The sequence below is a fragment of the Amycolatopsis sp. NPDC051758 genome (assembly GCF_044453095.1).
Classification (GTDB): Bacteria; Actinomycetota; Actinomycetes; order Mycobacteriales; family Pseudonocardiaceae; genus Amycolatopsis.
This window is the reverse complement of sequence record NZ_JBITCJ010000001.1, coordinates 1,553,779-1,569,833: the sequence shown is the minus strand read 5'-3', so window position 1 is coordinate 1,569,833 and position 16,055 is coordinate 1,553,779. Positions and strand designations below refer to the sequence as shown.

The 16,055-nt window shown below is 69.5% G+C and carries 20 protein-coding genes; 12 read left to right on the top strand and 8 right to left on the bottom strand.

Going from position 1 to position 16,055, the window contains the following annotated elements; all coding sequences use genetic code 11:
- The first annotated feature begins 1 nt into the window (after position 1).
- The 4 genes from ACIA5G_RS08200 to ACIA5G_RS08185 are packed head-to-tail and all read left to right on the top strand — an operon-like array spanning position 2 to position 1,823.
- Positions 2-331 carry a DMT family transporter gene (locus ACIA5G_RS08200; protein ID WP_395921517.1) on the top strand — a complete coding sequence of 110 codons (330 nt, stop codon included), beginning with the start codon at positions 2-4 and terminating at the stop codon, positions 329-331.
- The gene (locus tag ACIA5G_RS08195) at positions 328-888 is read left to right on the top strand and encodes a TetR/AcrR family transcriptional regulator (RefSeq protein WP_395921516.1); all 561 of its coding nucleotides are present in this window, start codon (positions 328-330) and stop codon (positions 886-888) included. Before ACIA5G_RS08200 ends, ACIA5G_RS08195 begins: the two co-directional genes overlap by 4 nt.
- Before the next feature lie 25 nt (positions 889-913).
- The gene (gene cynS, locus ACIA5G_RS08190) at positions 914-1,360 is read left to right on the top strand and encodes a cyanase (protein ID WP_395921513.1); all 447 of its coding nucleotides are present in this window, start codon (positions 914-916) and stop codon (positions 1,358-1,360) included.
- Positions 1,361-1,388: 28 nt separating this feature from the next.
- A complete protein-coding gene (locus tag ACIA5G_RS08185) occupies positions 1,389-1,823 on the top strand; it encodes a GNAT family N-acetyltransferase (RefSeq protein ID WP_395921512.1) in 435 nt (144 codons plus the stop codon).
- 25 nt (positions 1,824-1,848) lie between these two features.
- Here the strand turns inward: ACIA5G_RS08185 and ACIA5G_RS08180 are convergent, their stop codons facing one another.
- The 3 genes from ACIA5G_RS08180 to ACIA5G_RS08170 all read right to left on the bottom strand — a co-directional run bounded on the left by ACIA5G_RS08180 (position 1,849) and on the right by ACIA5G_RS08170 (position 3,466).
- On the bottom strand, positions 1,849-2,010 hold the full coding sequence (locus ACIA5G_RS08180) for a DUF397 domain-containing protein (protein WP_395921511.1): 162 nt from the start codon (positions 2,008-2,010) through the stop codon (positions 1,849-1,851).
- Complete coding sequence (locus ACIA5G_RS08175; protein WP_395921510.1) at positions 2,011-2,850, bottom strand: helix-turn-helix domain-containing protein; 840 nt, start codon at positions 2,848-2,850, stop codon at positions 2,011-2,013.
- A gap of 82 nt (positions 2,851-2,932) precedes the next feature.
- Entirely contained in the window at positions 2,933-3,466 is a 534-nt protein-coding gene (locus ACIA5G_RS08170) for a YbhB/YbcL family Raf kinase inhibitor-like protein (RefSeq protein WP_395921509.1), read from the bottom strand.
- A 175-nt stretch (positions 3,467-3,641) separates the two neighbouring features.
- On the opposite strand from ACIA5G_RS08170, the gene ACIA5G_RS08165 reads away from it, so the two are divergent.
- The 6 genes from ACIA5G_RS08165 (at position 3,642) to ACIA5G_RS08140 (ending at position 9,077) form a co-directional block, all read left to right on the top strand.
- Entirely contained in the window at positions 3,642-4,412 is a 771-nt protein-coding gene (locus ACIA5G_RS08165; RefSeq protein ID WP_395921507.1) for a DUF4097 family beta strand repeat-containing protein, read from the top strand.
- A 46-nt stretch (positions 4,413-4,458) separates the two neighbouring features.
- Complete coding sequence (locus tag ACIA5G_RS08160; protein WP_395921505.1) at positions 4,459-4,629, top strand: hypothetical protein; 171 nt, start codon at positions 4,459-4,461, stop codon at positions 4,627-4,629.
- A 229-nt stretch (positions 4,630-4,858) separates the two neighbouring features.
- Complete coding sequence (gene dnaK, locus ACIA5G_RS08155; protein ID WP_395921503.1) at positions 4,859-6,730, top strand: molecular chaperone DnaK; 1,872 nt, start codon at positions 4,859-4,861, stop codon at positions 6,728-6,730.
- Entirely contained in the window at positions 6,727-7,434 is a 708-nt protein-coding gene (gene grpE / locus ACIA5G_RS08150) for a nucleotide exchange factor GrpE (protein WP_395921502.1), read from the top strand. Before dnaK ends, grpE begins: the two co-directional genes overlap by 4 nt.
- 36 nt (positions 7,435-7,470) lie before the next feature.
- Positions 7,471-8,646 carry a molecular chaperone DnaJ gene (gene dnaJ, locus ACIA5G_RS08145; RefSeq protein ID WP_395921501.1) on the top strand — a complete coding sequence of 392 codons (1,176 nt, stop codon included), beginning with the start codon at positions 7,471-7,473 and terminating at the stop codon, positions 8,644-8,646.
- A 5-nt stretch (positions 8,647-8,651) separates the two neighbouring features.
- A complete protein-coding gene (locus tag ACIA5G_RS08140; RefSeq protein ID WP_395921500.1) occupies positions 8,652-9,077 on the top strand; it encodes a heat shock protein transcriptional repressor HspR in 426 nt (141 codons plus the stop codon).
- 57 nt (positions 9,078-9,134) lie between these two features.
- Here the strand turns inward: ACIA5G_RS08140 and ACIA5G_RS08135 are convergent, their stop codons facing one another.
- From ACIA5G_RS08135 to ACIA5G_RS08115, 5 genes are all read right to left on the bottom strand, one after another.
- Positions 9,135-9,674 carry a DUF305 domain-containing protein gene (locus tag ACIA5G_RS08135; protein WP_395921498.1) on the bottom strand — a complete coding sequence of 180 codons (540 nt, stop codon included), beginning with the start codon at positions 9,672-9,674 and terminating at the stop codon, positions 9,135-9,137.
- Complete coding sequence (locus ACIA5G_RS08130; RefSeq protein ID WP_395921497.1) at positions 9,671-10,426, bottom strand: lytic polysaccharide monooxygenase; 756 nt, start codon at positions 10,424-10,426, stop codon at positions 9,671-9,673. Before ACIA5G_RS08130 ends, ACIA5G_RS08135 begins: the two co-directional genes overlap by 4 nt.
- 145 nt (positions 10,427-10,571) lie before the next feature.
- Positions 10,572-11,288: a dienelactone hydrolase family protein gene (locus tag ACIA5G_RS08125; protein WP_395921496.1), complete on the bottom strand. Its 717-nt coding sequence runs from the start codon at positions 11,286-11,288 to the stop codon at positions 10,572-10,574.
- A 19-nt stretch (positions 11,289-11,307) separates the two neighbouring features.
- Entirely contained in the window at positions 11,308-12,411 is a 1,104-nt protein-coding gene (locus tag ACIA5G_RS08120) for a globin domain-containing protein (RefSeq protein ID WP_395921495.1), read from the bottom strand.
- A gap of 349 nt (positions 12,412-12,760) precedes the next feature.
- Entirely contained in the window at positions 12,761-13,936 is a 1,176-nt protein-coding gene (locus tag ACIA5G_RS08115) for a globin domain-containing protein (RefSeq protein WP_395921493.1), read from the bottom strand.
- A 310-nt stretch (positions 13,937-14,246) separates the two neighbouring features.
- On the opposite strand from ACIA5G_RS08115, the gene ACIA5G_RS08110 reads away from it, so the two are divergent.
- Positions 14,247-14,732, top strand: a complete 486-nt coding sequence (locus ACIA5G_RS08110) for a MarR family winged helix-turn-helix transcriptional regulator (protein ID WP_395921491.1) — start codon at positions 14,247-14,249, stop codon at positions 14,730-14,732.
- 89 nt (positions 14,733-14,821) lie between these two features.
- The gene (locus ACIA5G_RS08105; RefSeq protein ID WP_395921490.1) at positions 14,822-16,009 is read left to right on the top strand and encodes an MFS transporter; all 1,188 of its coding nucleotides are present in this window, start codon (positions 14,822-14,824) and stop codon (positions 16,007-16,009) included.
- Positions 16,010-16,055 lie beyond the last annotated feature (46 nt).

The following is a 16,055-nucleotide window of genomic DNA, read 5'->3' as shown; positions in this document are numbered from 1 at the left end:
TATGGGTGCGTACCTTCTGCTTGCGCTGGCGATCGCCGCCGAGGTGTCCGCGACGATCTCGCTGAAGCTCTCCGAGGGCTTCTCCAAGGTCGGGCCGTCGATCATCGTGGTGGTCGGTTACGCCATCGCGTTCGTCGCGCTGGCGCGGGTGCTGAAGATGGGGCTGGCGGTCGGTGTCGCGTACGCGATCTGGGCCGCGGCCGGCGTCGCGCTGGTGGCGATCATCGGGGTCGTGTTCCTCAAGGAACCGGTCAACGCGGCGATGATCGCCGGGCTGGCGCTGGTGATCGGCGGTGTGGTGCTGATCGAGGTCGGGAGTGCGTCAGCGTGAAACTGCAGGTCGACGGCCGCAAGGTACGCGGGGAGAAGCGGCGCGCGGAGATCATCGGGGCGGCGCTGCGCGTGATCGAGCGTGACGGCGTCGCCGGCGTGACGCACCGGACGGTCGCGGCCGAGGCCGGCGTCCCGACAACGTCCACGACTTACCACTTCTCGTCCCTGGACGACCTGCTGATCGCGACGCTCATCTCCTGCGCCCGCGACATGGCGACCGAGGTCTACTGGATGATCGACCGGGCCCGGTCACGTGGTTCGCGTGGCGCCGAGGAGGTCGCGGGCCTGCTCGCGGAGGCGCTCGGGCCGCGCCGCGGGCGGACGATGGCCGAGTACGAGCTCTACCTCCTGGCCGCGCGGAAGCCGGAGCTGCGCCCGGCGGCGCGGCGGTGGCTGGACGTGCTGACGTCGATGGTCCGGCACGACGACGAAGTGGCGTTCCGGGTGTTCCTCGCGGGCATCGACGGGCTGCTGATCCAGGGGCTGATCGACGACGAGCCGCCGTCGGCGGACGAGCTGCGGCCGGTGGTGGACTACCTGCTGAAACCTCGGTGAAACACGGCGGCTTTAGCGTCGGCGCATGACGACGAAACAGGAAGCCGCCGAAGCCGTCCTCGCCGCCAAGATCCGCCTCGGGCTCAGCTGGGCCCAGCTCGCGGAGACCCTGGACGCCCCGCTCGCGTGGACGACGTCCGCGCTGCTCGGGCAGCACCCGATCCCCGCCGAAATCGCGGCGAAGGCCGCGCAGGTCCTGGAGCTGGACGCCGGCGCCGAGGCCGCGTTGCGGCTGCAGCCGACGCGCGGCGCGCTCGACGACGTGGTGCCGACCGACCCGACGATCTACCGCTTCTACGAGGTCCTGCAGGTCTACGGTCCGACGCTCAAGGAGCTCATCCACGAACAGTTCGGCGACGGGATCATGAGCGCGATCAACTTCAAGCTCGACGTCTCCCGCCGCGAAGACCCGGGTGGTGAGCGGGTGGTCGTCACGCTGGACGGCAAGTTCCTGAAATATCAGTGGGGCTGACCCGGTCCGCTGGGCTAGCTTGCCGATCATGCGGACCTTCGGTGACTACGAACTCGACGACGACCGGGCGCGGCTGGACCTCGAAGTGGTGTGGAAGTTCCTCTCCACCGAGGCCTACTGGGGCCGCTGGCGCACCCGCGAACAGGTCGAAGCCGCGATCGACGGTTCCTGGCGGGTGGTCGGCGCGTACCGCGGTGGCGAAATGGTCGGCTTCGCGCGGGCGTTCTCGGACGGTGTCGGAAGCGCCTACCTCGCCGACGTCTTCGTGGTCGACTCCGCGCGCGGCACCGGGCTAGGCAAGGAGATCGTGCGCGAGATGATCGACCACGGGCCCGGCGCCGGCTTCCGCTGGATGCTGCACACCGCCGACGCGCACGGGCTGTACCGGCAGTTCGGTTTCGGTGAGCACACCAAGGGCCGCTACCTCGAACGCGAAGGTGTCAACAAGGAAGCCTTGCGCTGAAGGGAATCCCGGACGGCCGGCGTGATCACCGGTTCAGGTCGGTGAGGAGGGCGTCCCACGATCGGGTGGAGATTTGGAGGGTTCCGCCTGGGCGGTCCTTGGTGTCGCGGATCTGCACCACTTGAGCCAGTGCCACTTCCACGCACTCGGCCTCTTGCCCGCTGTAGCTGGACTTCCGCCAGTTCACTCAGGCCTCCAGTTCGGCGATCACCCCCTCGATGAACTCGCGGGATTCCGCCGAGTCCATGGCGAGGGATGACACGGTCCTCGCGGCGGCCTTGTAGTCCGCCACCTGATCCTCATCGTAGATGTAGGCGCTGCCGCGATGCTGGTCCAAGAAGACGATTGCGGGCAGGTCGGAGTACTCGAAGACGCTGAAGGAACCGTTGAGGCCGGGGTGGAAATCGCCGCCGAACGGGATCACCCGCACGGCGAGCCGGGGCGGGAGGTCGAGGAGGTGGCGGAGCTGCTCAAGCAGGATCTCGAGCCCGCCGACCCGCTGCCGCAGCGCGATTTCGCCGAGCAGGATGGAACATTCCGGCGCGCCGCGCTCGCGCAGGGCGGCCTGCCGGATCATGCGCACGCGAAGCCGCTGCTCGACGAGCGCAGGCGGAGCGCCGCCGTGCGCCAGGATCGCCTCGGCGTAGTCGGCGGTCTGCAGCAACCCGTGCACCAGCATCGGCTGCCAGCTGAAGATCGAGGCGGCGGTGCGCTCGTACTCGGCCAGCGTCGTGAGGATCGGCGGCGCGTCCGGCATGTCGCGCTCGAGCCAGTTGGGTTCGCGGGCGTTCTCCGCCAGCTCCAGCAGCCGCGTCCGTTCCTCCACACTCACCTGCAGCCGCCCCAGCAGGAGCGCAACCTCTTCAACCTTGGGCACTCGCAGACCAAGCTCCCAATTGGACAGATCGCCGGGCCGCACGTCCGCCCCGCGAGCCAGTTCGCGCAGGCCGAGGCCGCGCGCCTGCCGCGCCTTCCGCAGCCCGAACCCCAGCGCTCTCGACCGGGGTGTCGCTATCGGTGGTGACATGACCGCAGTGTGTCATCGGCCACCACCAAAAAAGCGCCCGGCACTGTCGCCGATCCGCGACAGTGCCGGGCCCTTCGAAGACCTATCCCTTGTTCTCGTACACCGGGGTGATCACCGCGCGAGCCAAGGTGTGGCCGAACATGTTGAAGCCGAGGAACGCCGGGGTCGCGTCGCCGTCGACCTCCAGCTTGTCGACGTCCAGGGCGTGCACCGCGAAGTAGTACCGGTGCGGGCCGTGGCCGGGCGGGGGCGCCGCGCCGAGGAACTGCTTGACGCCGCCGTCGCCCTTCAACGTCACCGCGCCGTCGGGGAGGCCGGAGCCGTCGCCCGCGCCCGAAGCCAGCTCGGTCACCGATGCCGGGATGTTCAGCACGGCCCAGTGCCAGAACCCGCTGCCGGTCGGGGCGTCGGGGTCGTAGCAGGTGACCACGAAGCTCTTCGTCTCCGCGGGGAAGCCTTCCCAGGCCAGGTGCGGCGAACGGTCCTCGCCGCCGGCGCCGAAGATGCCGGACAAGTGGGGCGTGGCCAGGGTTTCGCCGTCGGCGACGTCGTTGCTGCGGACGGTGAACGACGGCACGTCGGGCAGGGATTCGTACGGGCCGGGTGCTTGCGGCATGGATCCTCCTGATCACGGAACTGGAGTCTTGCGCCAGGTTAGGCCCCGGGCGCCACCCCCGCGTGTCAGGGACGGATCTCAGGGTCATTCGGGGGGTTTACCCCATGTACTGACCTTCCCCTCGCCCATAACGTTTTCTCACGCAGAGGGACACATACTGAGGGGACCAACGACCATGGCGCGCCCGCTTCTGGCTCTGGGTGGCATCGTCCTGATCGGCGTCGGCCTGGCGACCGCGTTCGGCTGGGGCTGGGGATCGGACTTCGAGAACACCAAGACCCTTTCGGAGACGATCCGCAGCGTGAAGCTGGACGGCGACTCGGGGTCGGTGAAGATCCGCGCGGGGTCGGGGCCCGCGACCGTGCACCAGAAGATCGACTACCACTGGCGCGGCAACCCGGGGGACACCTTCTTCCGCGTCGAAGGCGACCAGCTCGTGCTCGCCGACTGCGGGACGAACTGCTCGGTCGACTTCGAGGTCGTCGTGCCGGCGAACATCCCGGTCACCGGCAAGGTGGACTCCGGCGGCCTGGACATCGCCGGGATGGCGAGCGTCGACGTGCGCGCCGACTCCGGGCACGCCCGGGTCGAGGACGTGCCCGGCCTGGTGAAGCTGCGGCTGGACAGCGGTGGCATCGACCTGCGGGACGTCGGCGAGGTCCAGCTGCACGCCGACTCGGGCAGCATCAGCGGCACGGGGCTGCGGGGACCGGCCGACGTGACGTCGTCGAGCGGGAGCGTCGACCTGTCGCTCGCGGAGCCGAACAACGTCAAGGTGAAGGCCGACAGCGGCAGCGTCGAGGTCGCCGTGCCGGGCGGGCCCTACCGCGTCCTCGGGGACAGCGACAGCGGGCACCGCGACATCGACGTCCCGACCGACGGCACCGCGCCGCACACGCTCGACCTCACCACGGACAGCGGCAGCGTGACCGTCCGCGCCGCCTGACCCCCTTCACTCTTTTCACTCTTTTCGGGAACGGAACTTCTCCACCATGGGCAAGATCGAACGGCGGGTCCTGGCCGCCGCACTGGCCGGCGCGATCACGATGTTCGGCGTGGTCGGGTTCCTGCGGAGCGAACCCGGAACCACACCCGCGCAGAGCGTGCCGGTCAGCGTGACCTCCCCGCACCTGGCGAGCCTGGCGGTGCTCCGAGTCCGGTGAACGTGCCTGGTGAGCGGTGTCACACCGCCACCGGGCACGTTCTGTGCCCGGGGCCGGGAACAAGAACCCGGGACCGCTCGTTACCCTGGTACGAAGGTTGAGCGCAGCCGACTCAAGTCCAGCTTGACGCGGCACGCGAAGGCCCGATACAACTTGCCAAGGCCCCGCTCAAGGTGGGGCCGAACGTGCAGGTCACGGACGAAGCAGGCTTACACAGGAGGAATGCACCATGGCGCGAGCGGTCGGCATCGACCTCGGCACGACCAACTCGGTCGTCGCCGTCCTTGAGGGCGGCGAGCCGACGGTCATCGCCAACTCTGAAGGCTCCCGGACCACCCCGTCGATCGTCGCCTTCGCCAAGAACGGCGAAGTGCTGACCGGTCAGCCGGCGAAGAACCAGGCGGTGACGAACGTCGACCGGACCATCAGGTCCGTGAAGCGGCACATCGGCACCGACTGGAAGACCGAGATCGACGGCAAGAACTACACGTCGCAGGAGATCAGCGCCCGCGTGCTGATGAAGCTCAAGCGCGACGCCGAGGCGTACCTGGGCGAGACGATCACCGACGCGGTGATCACCGTCCCGGCGTACTTCGAGGACGCGCAGCGGCAGGCCACCAAGGAAGCCGGCCAGATCGCCGGCCTGAACGTGCTCCGCATCGTCAACGAGCCGACCGCCGCCGCGCTGGCGTACGGCCTGGACAAGGGCGAGAAGGAACAGACCATCCTGGTCTTCGACCTCGGTGGCGGCACGTTCGACGTCTCGCTGCTGGAGATCGGCGAAGGCGTCGTCGAGGTCCGCGCGACCTCCGGTGACAACCACCTCGGTGGTGACGACTGGGACGAGCGCATCGTCAAGTGGCTGGTCGACAAGTTCAAGGCCACGAACGGCATCGACCTGACCAAGGACAAGATGGCGCTGCAGCGCATCCGTGAGGCGGCGGAGAAGGCGAAGATCGAGCTGTCCAGCTCGAACTCGGCCGGCATCAACCTGCCCTACATCACGGTCGACGCGGACAAGAACCCGCTGTTCCTCGACGAGCAGCTCTCGCGCGCCGAGTTCCAGAAGATCACCTCGGACCTGCTCGAGCGCACCCGGAACCCGTTCAACAACGTGATCCGCGACGCGAACATCGCCGTCGGCGACATCGACCACGTCGTGCTCGTCGGTGGTTCCACCCGCATGCCGGCCGTGTCGGACCTGGTCAAGGAGCTGACCGGCGGCCGCGAGCCGAACAAGGGCGTGAACCCGGACGAGGTCGTCGCGGTCGGCGCGGCGCTGCAGGCCGGTGTCCTGAAGGGCGAGGTCAAGGACGTCCTGCTGCTGGACGTCACCCCGCTGTCGCTGGGCATCGAGACCAAGGGTGGTGTGTTCACCAAGCTCATCGAGCGCAACACCACGATCCCGACCAAGCGCTCGGAGATCTTCTCCACCGCGGACGACAACCAGCCGTCGGTGCAGATCCAGGTGTTCCAGGGTGAGCGCGAGATCGCCGCGCACAACAAGAAGCTCGGCATGTTCGAGCTGACCGGTCTCCCGCCCGCCCCGCGTGGTGTGCCGCAGATCGAGGTCACCTTCGACATCGACGCGAACGGCATCGTGCACGTCCTGGCCAAGGACCTCGGCACGAACAAGGAGCAGTCGATGACGATCACCGGCGGCTCCGCGCTGCCGAAGGACGACATCGAGCGGATGGTCAAGGACGCCGAGGCGCACGCCGAGGAAGACAAGACCCGGCGCGAAGAGGCCGAGACCCGCAACCAGGCCGAGACGCTGGTCTACCAGACCGAGAAGTTCCTCAAGGACAACGACGACAAGCTGCCCGAGGACCTCAAGGCCAAGGTCAAGTCCGCGATCGACGAGTCGAACGAGGCGCTCAAGGGCACCGACTCGGCGAAGATCCGTGAGTCGATCGAGAAGCTGAACACCGTTTCGCAGGAGCTGGGCACCGCCCTGTACGCCAACGCGAACGCCGACGCGGCCGCGGGTGCGGCCGGCGCCTCGGGTGCCGCCGGTGGCGACGCCGGTGCGGCCGGCGGCCAGGCCAAGGCCGATGACGTGGTGGACGCCGAGATCGTCGAAGAGGACGAAAAGAAGTGACCCACAGCTACGACGAATCCGAGAACCAGGGCCGCGGCCCCGAGGAGCCGGTGGTCGTGCGGGATCGGCGGCGGGTGGACCCCCAGACCGGGCAGGTCCGCCCGCCCGGTCCGGCCCACGCCGCGCCGGAGCCGGAGGACGCGCCCGTGGAGCACGCGGGCCCCTCGCTGGGCGAGTCCATTGTGGACGACTCGGTGTCGGTCTTCTCCGACGTCGAGAAGGAGCTGGCCGAGCGCACCGCCGATCTTCAGCGCCTGCAGGCGGAGTACGCCAACTACCGCAAGCGCGTCGAGCGTGACCGCGAGGCGGTCGTGATCGGCGCGAAGGCCACGGTCGTGAACGACCTGCTGCCGCTGCTCGACGACCTCGAGCGGGCCGACCAGCACGGTGACCTCACCGGGGCGTTCAAGGCGGTCGGCGACAAGCTGATCAGCGGTCTGCAGCGCGCGGGCCTCGAGTCGTTCGGCAACGAGGGTGAGCCCTTCGACCCGAGCGTGCACGAAGCCGTGCAGCACAACACCTCGCCGGACGTGGCGGGCCCGACGGTCACCGTGGTCATGCGCCGCGGTTACCGCTTCGGGGACCGCGTGCTGCGGGCGGCGCTGGTCGGCGTGACCGACCACGAGCCCGGCGCGGCCCCGGTGGACCCGCCCGTCGGTGGCGAGCTGCCACTCGACGGCGGACTTCATGACCAGCAGCAGTAAGCAGTATCCGGGTCAAGTGGGAGGAGGAGACGCCCGATGAGTGCGCGGGAATGGATCGGCAAGGACTTCTACCGTGAACTGGGCGTCTCCTCCGACGCCACGGCCGACGAGATCAAGAAGGCCTACCGCAAGCTGGCCAAGGAGAACCACCCGGACGCGAACTCCGGCAACGCGCAGGCGGAGCAGAAGTTCAAGGCCGTCTCCGAGGCTTACGGCGTGCTCTCCGACGCGAGCAAGCGCAAGGAGTACGACGAGGCGCGGCGGCTGTTCGGCGGCTCCGGGGGCGGGTTCAACTTCCCCGGTGGCGGCGGTGGCGGCAGCTTCGACATGGGCGACATCTTCGGCCAGGCCGGCGCGGGCGGTCAGCAGCAGGGCTTCGGCGGGCTCGGCGACATCCTCGGCGGGCTCTTCGGCCGCGGCCGGACGACGGCGGGCGCGACGGCCAACCGGCCCCAGCGCGGCGCCGACGTCGAGACCGACGTCCGGATCGACTTCACCGAGGCGGTCAAGGGCGCGACCCTGCCGCTGCGGCTGTCGAGCCCGGCGACCTGTTCGACGTGCGGCGGCAACGGCGCGAAGCCGGGCACCTCGCCGCGGACCTGCCCGACCTGTTCCGGGTCGGGCCTGGTCAGCCGCAGCCAGGGCGCGTTCGCGTTCTCGGAGCCATGCCGCGACTGCCGGGGTCGCGGGCAGATCATCGACGACCCGTGCCCCGAGTGCGGCGGCGAAGGCATCAGCACGCGGACCCGCACGCTGACCGTCCGGATCCCGTCGGGCGTCGACGACGACCAGCGGATCCGGCTGGCCGGCCAGGGCGAGCCGGGCCGGGGCGGCGCGCAGGCGGGCGACCTGTACGTCCGGGTGCACGTGGCCCCGCACCCGCTGTTCGGGCGCAAGGGCCTCGACCTGACGATCTCCGTGCCGGTGGACTTCACCGAGCTCACGCTCGGCACCACGATCACGGTGCCGACCCTCGAAGGCAAGGTCTCGCTCAAGGTGCCGCCGGGCACCGCGAGCGGCCGGGTGCTGCGGGTGCGTGGCAAGGGCATCGCCAAGCGCGACGGCTCACAAGGTGATCTGCTCGTCACCCTCACCGCGGCGATTCCCGCCAAACTGGACGACAAGGCGCGCGAAGCACTGCAGGCGTACGCCGAGGCGATGGCCGGGCACGACCCCCGGCCCGAGATCACTGAGCTGCTCGAAGGCAGGTGAGTGGGATGTTCGGCGGGATTCCCCAGGAGGGGGACGAAGAGACCCCGGTGTTCGTCATTTCGGTGGCGGCCCAGCTCGCGGGGATGCACGCGCAGACGTTGCGGACGTACGACCGGCAGGGACTGGTGTCCCCCGGTCGCACGTCCGGCGGCGGCCGGCGCTACTCGATGCGGGACATCGCGCTGCTGCGCGAAGTCCAGCGACTGTCGCAAGAGGACGGTGTCAACCTCGCCGGCATCAAGCGCATCATCGAGCTGGAGAACCAGGTCGACGCGCTGCGGGCCCGCCTGCAGGAGCTGACCGAGGAACTGGCCGCGGCGTACCTCGCCGGCGAACAGGCCGCGGCGGCGGCGCACGCGTCCTACCGCCGGGACCTGGTGCCGCTGAACCAGCAGACCGCGATGGTCGTCTGGCGGCCGAAGCGCCGCTGAGTTTTTGAACGCCGAAGGCCTCCCCGGGTGACCGGGGAGGCCTTCGGCATGGGGAGATCAGGCCTTGAAGTTCAGCAGTTGCCCGACTTCGGCGCTGCGTGACTCGATGACCCGGCGGGCCAGGTCGCGGGCCTGGGTGTTGACCCCGCCGCCGGTGCCGTTCTCGGCCTGGGCCAGCTCGACCGCGCCTTGTTGCTGGCCGGACAGCACGTCCAGGAACTTGCGGGTGAAGTCCGCGTCACTCGCGGTTTTGAGCGCGCCGACGAGGTCCGGGGCCGTCATCTTCATGCCGCCGTGGCCCGCGTGAGCATGCGGGTCCATGTCCATCGTCTCGGGTTGGCCCCAGTCGCGCAGCCAGCGCTTCATGTCGTCGATCTCGCTCTGCTGCGTCACCTCGATCGCCGACGCGAGCTCCTTCAGGGACGCGGGCAGCGGGCGGTCCTTCGCCAGCCGGACGACGTCGATGCCCTGCTGGTTCTGGGGGATCAGCATCTGCAGGAACATCACGTCTGCCGCGTTGTAGGTGGGGGCGGCCGTCGTCGCGCCGCTGCCGCATCCGGCCAGCAGCAGCGCGACGACGACCAGGAGCAGCCTCACTGACGCTGCCAGAGGGCCGGGGTGTTCGGCGGCTCCCAGCCCGCGATCGCCGTGTGCGGCTGGAGGCAGCGGTAGCTCGCGCCGCCGTAGGTCACGACGTCACCGGCCTTGTACGCCGTGCCCGCGGCCCAGGTCCCGCTCTGCGGCGGAGTGGTCGTCGGGGGCGGGGTCGTGGTGGGCGGCGGGGTGGTGGTCGGGGGCGGGGTGGTGGTCGGCGGCGGCGTGCCACCGCCACCGATCTGGAGGTCGACGCAGCTGTAGAACGCGTTGGCCGTGTCGGAGATGTTCCAGATCGCCAGCACCTTCACCCGGCCCGAGTAGCCGGCCAGGTTCACCGTGTGCTGCACGGTCGCCGGCGGCTGCTGGTTGTTGCCGGGGATGTTCGCGACGCGCGTGTTGCCGATGTAGTACTCGTAGTTCGAGGTCGCGTGCCGTGCGGTGAACACCCAGTTGAAGGTCACCGTGGTGCCGACCGACTTGGCCGGCCACGGCTTCGACTCGTCGGCCAGTTCGGCGAACTGGCCGAGGCCGGCGTTGCAGCTGCGCAGGCCCTTGGGGCCCTCGACGCTCTGCGGTTCGTAGACGATCTGCCCGCAGTTCGGCACCTTCCCGGCCTTGCAGTTGGCCTGCCGGCTGGGTGGGTCCGAGACGTACCCGTGGGCACTCGCGGAGGTGGCGGGGAGGACGACGACCAGCACCGGGGCGAGGAGCGCACCGGCTGCGGCCGCGAAGAGCTTGCGTTTCCAGGTCATTTCGGCTCCTCGAGGGGGAACAGCGTCGTTCCGGAGGGAGGACGAACGAGCACATCCGGGGAAGATGTGGTCTAGACCATAAGGTGAATCGGGCACAACGGTCAACGAACTACAGCCATCCGGCGACTTCGATAGCCCGCTCGGCTCAGTGCGAAGGTCGGGCCGGTTGCTGCAGGTGTTCGCCGAAGAAAGACGTCACCCGGCCCCAAGCGTCTTCCGACGCTTCGTGGTGGTAGGTGAACCCAACCACCTTGAGCAGCAGGTTCAGCGGCGGCGCGACGTCGACCTTGTTCGCGAACCCGTGGCTCGCGCCCGGGTACTCCTTGACGTCGTGCGGGATGTCGCGCTCGGTGAGCGCCGTCTCGAGCTTCGCCGCGGCGCCGCGCAGCGAGAAGTCCTTTTTGCCGAAGCTGGCGACCACCGGGCAGGCGTCGTCCAGCACCGACAGGTTCTTCGGCAGCTGCCCGTAGTACGGCGCGGACGCCTCGAACCCGCGTGACGCCGCGACGAGCGCAAAGCCACCGCCCATGCAGAACCCGGCGATGCCGATCCGGCCCGAGCTGTCCGGGCGGCCGGCCAGGAGCGCGCGTGACGCCTCGATGTCGTCGAACGTCCGGCCCTGGTTCGCGAACATGTCCGAGAACACCCGGCGCACGCAGCGGCGCATGCCGCCACGGGAGTACAGGTCCGGGCTGAGCGCGAGGTACCCCTCGGCGGCGAACCGGTCGGTGATGTTCTTGGTGTCCTGGCTCAGCCCGAACGCGTCGTGGATGAGCACCACGCCGGGGTGCGGGCCCGCGCCGGCGGGCTCCGCCAGGTAGCCGCCGATGGTGCCGTCCGAAACCGGAATAGTCGTCTCCATATCGGCGACGATAGCGCGTTCAGTCCAAGGTGAACGGGTCGTAGGAGATGCGTTCGAGGTCGACGCCGGCGGCCAGCAGCTTCGCGATGGTCGCCTGGATCATCGGCGGTGAACCGGACACCAGGACGTCGTGGTTCTTCCACGTGCCGCGCTGGGTCACCGCGTGCGCGAGCGTGCCGCGGTCCCCACCGGCCAGCGCGCCCTCCTCGGTGACCGGGGTGACCGTCAGCCACTTCGACACCGCGGAGATCCGCCGCAGCTCTTCCAGCGCGTAGAGGTCTTCCGGTCTTCGGCCGCCGAAGAAGAGGTGGACCGGCGGGTTCCGCTTCCAGTGCGCCAGGTCGTCGAGGATCGACACGAACGGGGTGACGCCGGTGCCGCCGGCGATCATCAGGAGCCGCCGGCGGGTGGTCGTCGGCCGGACGAAGAGGTTGCCCATCGCCGGGCCGAGGCGCCAGACGTCGCCCGGTTTGGTGTGGTTGACGATGCTGCCGCTGACCCAGCCGCCGGGCACCGTGCGGATGTGGAAGCTCATCTGACCGTCACCGCGCGGGGCGCCCGCCGGCGAGAGGTACCGCCACAGGCGGGGGCGCTGCGGCACCTCGACGCTCACGTAGCTGCCGGCGCGGTACGGGAGCAGGCCCTCGGTCTGAACGCGTACCAGGGCGACGTCGCGGTTGAGCTTGCGGTGCTCGAGGACGGTCGCCGCCCACGACGCGGGCCCGGTCTCCGCCTGGGCGGCCTCGCGCATGGTCTTGGCGATGATGCCGTACGCCGTGGTCCAGGCGGATTCGACCTCGTGGGTCCACTTCTCCTTGAGGAACCGTTTCAGGGCCGCGAGCAGCGCGATGCCGACGGCGTCGTAGTGCCGGGAGACGACGGCGAACTTGCGGTGGTCGCGGCCCAGCTGGCCGAGAAAGGTGACCAGCTCGTCGGGCCGGTCGACCATCTGCACGACGTACACGAGCGCGCGGAGCAACCTGCTCCGCTGTGTCGTCATGGTGACCGGGAAAAGATCTCGGCAATCGGGGGCGACCACGAACAACGCGCCGTAGAAGTACTGCGCCAGTTCGTCGGCTTTCGCCTCGACCGCCGCAAAACTTTCACGGATCAGCCGGGCCATCTCGCGACCTTCCACTGCCGAAACCGGAACGGTCTTGGGTGGTGTGAAGATCTTCACGGATTCAGCACTCATCGGGAACGGTGATCTCCAGTCGTGCAAAGGATTTTCCACGCCATGCCTGCGGCATCTGTCACGTGCCGCCCCCGAGGGTTTCCGACTGTAGGCGCATTCCCGTGCAGATGCGCGTGATTACGCGCGTTCCCGCTCGAACGGAGCAATTTCACCACGCGCGGTCAACCCCGTCTGGCGCTGCGTAAAAATGATCATCCGGATGGATTAACCGAGCGCCGTAACAATTGTCCGTGTCCGCGCGACTATTCGGCGGACGGGTGCATCGCGATTTCGGGAACTAGTCGATCGTGAACGGGTCGTACTGGATCTGGTCCAGCGCGCTGCCCGCCACCAGCATGCGCGACACCGTCGCGCGGATCATCGCCGGCGAGCCGGCCACCAGGATGTCGTGGTTCGGCCAGGAGCCGTACCGGGTGACCGCGTCGGCCAGCGTGCCCGGCTCGAACCCGGGGACCTCACCCCCGCGCTCCACCACCGGCGTGATGGACAGCCACGGGTTGGTGGACGCGAGCCCGCGCAGTTCTTCGAGGTCGTAGAGGTCCTCGCGGGACGGCCCGCCGTAGAACAGGTGCACTTTCGGGTTCTCACCCCAGAGCGCGAGGTGGTCGAGGATCGACCGCAGCGGCGCGACCCCGGTGCCGCCGCCGACCATCAGCACGCCCCGTGACCGCTCCCGGTCGACCCGCAGCCGGCCCAGCGGCGGGCCGAGCCGCCAGACGTCGCCGGGCTGGGTGTGGCTGACGATGGCGCGGGAGACCCAGCCGCCGTCGACCGCGCGGACGTGGAACTCGATGCCGCCGTCTTCGCGCGGCGCGTTCGCCGGCGAGAGGTAGCGCCACAGCCGGGGCCGCTGCGGCACTTCGACGCTCATGTACTGGCCGGGGTGGTAGGGCACCAGCTGGTCCGGCACCAGCCTGACCAGGGCGAGGTCCCAGGTCAGCCGCCGGTGCTCGACCACGGTGGCGTGCCACGACGGCGGGTTCTGGTCGGCCGCGGCGGCGTCCTGCATGGCCCGCGCGGCGATGGTGAACGCCTCGGCCCACGCGCGCTCGACCTGGGGTGTCCACTCACGGCCGAGGTGGTTCTTCAGGGACGCCAGCAGCGCGGTGCCGACGGCTTCGTAGTGCCGCGGGACCACGCCGAACTTGCGGTGGTCGCGGCCGAGCTGCTGCAGGAACGGCGCGAGGTCGTCGGGCCGGTCCACCATCTGCACGATGTGCACCAGCGCGCGGACCAGCCGGCCGCGCTGGATCTCCATGTTGATCGGGAAGAAGTCGCGTGTGGTCGGGGCGAGGGTGAACAGCATCCCGTAGAAGAACTGTGAGATGTCCGCGATGTAGGGCTCGGCCTTGGCCCAGCTGTCCCGGATGAGCTGGACCATCGCGGCGACCGCCGCGGGTGCTTCACGCGGGGCGGAAGACCGGGGAAGCGGGCTTACGGAATCGGCGCTCATGACGGGGTGTTCGCTGGTCGGGGACGGTTGGGCGACGGCACCCGATCATCCACCGCCGGCCCGGGCGCGGTGACGGCAGTTCTGCGCACAGCCGCCTCCTGGGTCCATCGCCACTACTGCCACCTCGTCACTCGTACGCGCCGCGCGCACGGCTCGTCCGCAGGGTAGCCGCCGGGGGCCCTTTTGCCCGCATTGTTGCTCCGACCGGGTGTATTACGGCGTGGGGGACCTCACCGGGGTGATCCTTGCCCGCGCAAGCGTCCGGCAATAAACTTGTATTGCACAAGTATTGGCCGTGGAGGAGGTCCCGATGGGCTTCGACGACACCGACGACGATGTCCGGGTCGAGCTCATGCGCGAGCTGAAGAGCGCTTCGCAGCTTCAGCACGCCTGGGTCATGCAGTCCTGGCAGGACCGGCCGGGCCTGCACCCGGCGGCCGCGATGCTGCTGTCCGACCTGGCCAAGAACGGCGAGGCCCGGCCGTCCGAGCTGGCGAAACGCCGGTTCGTCGACCTGTCGGTGGTCAGCAGGCAGATCACCCAGCTCTCCGCCGCCGGGCTGGTCGACCGCCGCCCCGCGCCCGAGGACGGCCGCGCGTCGCTGGTGAGCGTGTCCGAGAAGGGCCGGGAGGAGCTCGCCCGCTGGCGCGCCAACTACCTCGACTTCATGGAGACGGCGCTCGGCGGCTGGGACGACGAGCGCGTCACCGAACTCACCGGCCGGCTTGCCGAGATGAACGCCGACCTCCGCCGCGCTCTCGGCAGCGTCGCCTGCTTGGCTGACACGACCAAGTGAACGGAGGACACCCGAAGTTGCTTTTGGCCCGGTGGAAAGTGTCCGTTCGGTCCTGACTTCGCGGTGTGTCACAGAGTTAACGTCGGTGGGTGTCGCGTAGCCGGGTCGCACTGCTGTGTGCGCTGGGAATCGACAACTTCGGCTCGGGTCTCTTCCTCCCGCTGGCCCTGGTTTACGTGACCCAGGTCGTCGGTGTGCCGTTGGCCGTGGCGGGCACAGCCGTCACGCTGGGCACCGTCGGCGGGCTCGTGGTGCCGCCGCTGGCCGGCCGGCTCGTCGACCGCGTCGGGCCACGCGTGGTGGTGATTTGTGCCCAGCTGCTGCAGGCGGCGGGCGTGGGGGCGTACCTCCTCGCCGACGGCGCCGGCACCGTGGTCGGCGCCGCGGTCCTGCTCGCCACCGGGCAGCAGCTGTTCTACAGCTCTCTGTTCGTGTTCATCGCCGACGTCGCGGGTGACGTCCCCAAGGATCGGCCGTTCGCCGAAGTGGGGATGGTGCGGGCCGGCTGCTTCGGCCTCGGCGGTCTCGTGGCGGGCGCGCTGCTGACCTGGCTCGGCACGGCCGGGTACCGGATCGCGCTCGTCTTGGACGTCGTGACGTTCTTCGTGGCCGCGGCGGTCCTCGCCCTCTTCGTCCACCTCGCGCGGCCGCACCGGGACCACGACGAAGGGTCGGTCAAGGTGCTGCGCAACCGGCCGTACCTCGCGTTGATCCTCTTCAGCGCGCTCTTCGGGCTCTCCCTGGAGTTCTTCCTCATCGGCACGCCGGTGTTCGTGATCGACCGGCTGCACGGCCCCGCCTGGCTGCCCGGCGCGATCCTCGCCCTGCTGACCGTGGTGACCAGCCTCGGCGGCACGCTCGCGCTGCGGCTCACCGCGCGGCTGACCCGGCTCGCCGCGATGCGGGCGGGCTCGGCGTTGTTCACCGCGTGGTGCCTGGTCAGCCTGGGGGTGCTGCTCGTGCCCGACGGCTGGCAGGTGGTGTACCTGCTGGCGTCGACGCTGGTGTTCGCCGCCGGTGACCTCGTCTTCGGGCCGCGGTCGGGCGCGCTGGCGGAGGCGGCGGCACCTCCGGTGGCCCGCGGACGTTATCTCGCTGCGTACCAGTACGCGTTCACCGTGGCACAGGTGCTGGCGCCCGCGGTGGTCGCGTTGTTTTCGGTGGCCGACTGGTTACCCTGGGTGCTGGTCGGGACGTGTGCCGCGCTCGCCGTGGCCGGGCTCGGGACGTTGGGGAGCCGGTTGCCGGCCAGCGCCGTGACACCTGGTCAGAGTTGAGCGGAACAGACTCAAGTTTTCGTGCGTTGAGGATAGTGTCAGGTCT

What these genes read in the sequence shown, in the direction of transcription:
- ACIA5G_RS08200 (WP_395921517.1), top strand. Translation starts at nt 2, where the DNA reads ATGGGTGCGTACCTTCTGCTTGCGCTGGCGATCGCCGCCGAGGTGTCC.
- cynS (WP_395921513.1), top strand. Translation starts at nt 914, where the DNA reads ATGACGACGAAACAGGAAGCCGCCGAAGCCGTCCTCGCCGCCAAGATC.
- ACIA5G_RS08185 (WP_395921512.1), top strand. Translation starts at nt 1,389, where the DNA reads ATGCGGACCTTCGGTGACTACGAACTCGACGACGACCGGGCGCGGCTG.
- ACIA5G_RS08175 (WP_395921510.1), bottom strand. Translation starts at nt 2,850, where the DNA reads ATGTCACCACCGATAGCGACACCCCGGTCGAGAGCGCTGGGGTTCGGG.
- ACIA5G_RS08170 (WP_395921509.1), bottom strand. Translation starts at nt 3,466, where the DNA reads ATGCCGCAAGCACCCGGCCCGTACGAATCCCTGCCCGACGTGCCGTCG.
- ACIA5G_RS08165 (WP_395921507.1), top strand. Translation starts at nt 3,642, where the DNA reads ATGGCGCGCCCGCTTCTGGCTCTGGGTGGCATCGTCCTGATCGGCGTC.
- ACIA5G_RS08160 (WP_395921505.1), top strand. Translation starts at nt 4,459, where the DNA reads ATGGGCAAGATCGAACGGCGGGTCCTGGCCGCCGCACTGGCCGGCGCG.
- dnaK (WP_395921503.1), top strand. Translation starts at nt 4,859, where the DNA reads ATGGCGCGAGCGGTCGGCATCGACCTCGGCACGACCAACTCGGTCGTC.
- dnaJ (WP_395921501.1), top strand. Translation starts at nt 7,471, where the DNA reads ATGAGTGCGCGGGAATGGATCGGCAAGGACTTCTACCGTGAACTGGGC.
- ACIA5G_RS08140 (WP_395921500.1), top strand. Translation starts at nt 8,652, where the DNA reads ATGTTCGGCGGGATTCCCCAGGAGGGGGACGAAGAGACCCCGGTGTTC.
- ACIA5G_RS08130 (WP_395921497.1), bottom strand. Translation starts at nt 10,426, where the DNA reads ATGACCTGGAAACGCAAGCTCTTCGCGGCCGCAGCCGGTGCGCTCCTC.
- ACIA5G_RS08125 (WP_395921496.1), bottom strand. Translation starts at nt 11,288, where the DNA reads ATGGAGACGACTATTCCGGTTTCGGACGGCACCATCGGCGGCTACCTG.
- ACIA5G_RS08120 (WP_395921495.1), bottom strand. Translation starts at nt 12,411, where the DNA reads ATGGCCCGGCTGATCCGTGAAAGTTTTGCGGCGGTCGAGGCGAAAGCC.
- ACIA5G_RS08115 (WP_395921493.1), bottom strand. Translation starts at nt 13,936, where the DNA reads ATGAGCGCCGATTCCGTAAGCCCGCTTCCCCGGTCTTCCGCCCCGCGT.
- ACIA5G_RS08110 (WP_395921491.1), top strand. Translation starts at nt 14,247, where the DNA reads ATGGGCTTCGACGACACCGACGACGATGTCCGGGTCGAGCTCATGCGC.